Source organism: Vibrio sp. 1557 (assembly GCF_033340175.1).
In the GTDB taxonomy this organism is placed as follows: Bacteria; Pseudomonadota; Gammaproteobacteria; order Enterobacterales; family Vibrionaceae; genus Vibrio; species Vibrio alginolyticus.
This window is the reverse complement of record NZ_JAWOVZ010000120.1, coordinates 1-1,442: the sequence shown is the minus strand read 5'-3', so window position 1 is coordinate 1,442 and position 1,442 is coordinate 1. Positions and strand designations below refer to the sequence as shown.

The window sequence follows — 1,442 nt, the reverse complement described above, 5'->3', positions numbered from 1 at the left end:
ATTGAAAAGACGGACTTAGGAAAACAAATCCGGCTTACCCTTTCAATAAATGCGTGCTTACAGTAAAATTCTGAACCTATTTTATAACCGATCTCAGAGATACCACGTTAGATGTCCTTGCTTGCTATTGGAATTAATCACAATACAGCGTCTGTTGACTTGCGAGAGAAAGTGGCGTTCGGGCCTGATAAGCTCGGCCCTGCACTTGAGCAACTCAGAGAGCACGAAGCGGTTAACGGCAGTGTGATTGTTTCAACCTGTAACCGTACTGAGTTGTACTGCGACGTTAAGCAAGGAGCGCGAAACAAGCTGATCGATTGGCTCGCTCAATTTCACCAAGTGAGCCGTGAAGACTTGATGCCAAGTTTGTATGTACACGAAGAACAAGCGGCAATTAAACACTTGATGCGCGTCTCGTGTGGCCTTGATTCTCTGGTACTTGGTGAGCCGCAGATCTTAGGTCAAGTGAAACAGGCATTTTCTGATTCACGTGATCATCAAGCTGTAGACTCGTCGATTGATAAGCTGTTCCAAAAAACGTTTTCTGTTGCAAAACGAGTTCGTACGGAAACTGATATCGGTGGCAATGCTGTGTCGGTGGCTTACGCCGCATGTACATTAGCAAAACACATTTTCGAATCGTTATCTGACTCGACAGTCTTACTTGTCGGGGCAGGTGAAACCATCGAACTGGTCGCGAAGCACTTAGCGTCGAACGGCTGCACAAAAATGATAGTCGCAAACCGCACCAAAGAGCGTGCTCAAGGGTTAGCTGAGCAGTTTGGTGCAGAAGTAATCAGCCTGAACGAAATCCCAGACCACCTCGCAAGAGCGGACATCGTGATTAGCTCAACAGCGAGTCCGTTACCTATTATTGGTAAAGGTATGGTCGAAACGGCGCTGAAACAACGTCGTCATCAACCTATTCTGTTAGTCGATATTGCTGTACCACGTGATGTGGAAGCGCAAGTTGGCGAATTGAACGATGCTTATCTGTATTCGGTGGACGACTTGCAGTCGATCATCGATAGCAATATTGAGCAACGTAAAGTTGAAGCGATTCAGGCCGAAGCTATTGTTAGTGAAGAAAGTGCGTCGTTTATGACGTGGCTACGCTCACTGCAAGCGGTTGATAGTATTCGCGATTATCGTAAGTCGGCGAACGAAATACGTGAAGAGTTACTGAGTAAAAGCCTGCAATCATTGGCAGCTGGCGCAGATCCGGAGAAAGTACTGCGCGAACTTAGTAATAAACTCACCAACAAACTGATTCACGCCCCAACACGCGCACTACAAAGTGCGGCGGAACAAGGCGAACCAGCAAAATTAACGATTATCCGCCAAACGCTTGGCTTAGATGATCTGTAACTCACGCTTTTTATTAAGAAAACGACACTATGAAAGCCTCTATTCTGACTAAGCTAGAAACGCTAGTAGAACGT

General features: G+C 46.3%; 1 protein-coding gene. It reads left to right on the top strand.

The genetic code is table 11. The features are described 5' to 3' along the window. Positions 1-111: 111 nt before the first annotated feature. Positions 112-1,368, top strand: a complete 1,257-nt coding sequence (gene hemA, locus R7070_RS25125) for a glutamyl-tRNA reductase (protein ID WP_005496164.1) — start codon at positions 112-114, stop codon at positions 1,366-1,368. Positions 1,369-1,442 lie beyond the last annotated feature (74 nt).

Coding starts and splice junctions, on each gene's coding strand:
- hemA (WP_005496164.1), top strand. CDS start 112: ATGTCCTTGCTTGCTATTGGAATTAATCACAATACAGCGTCTGTTGAC.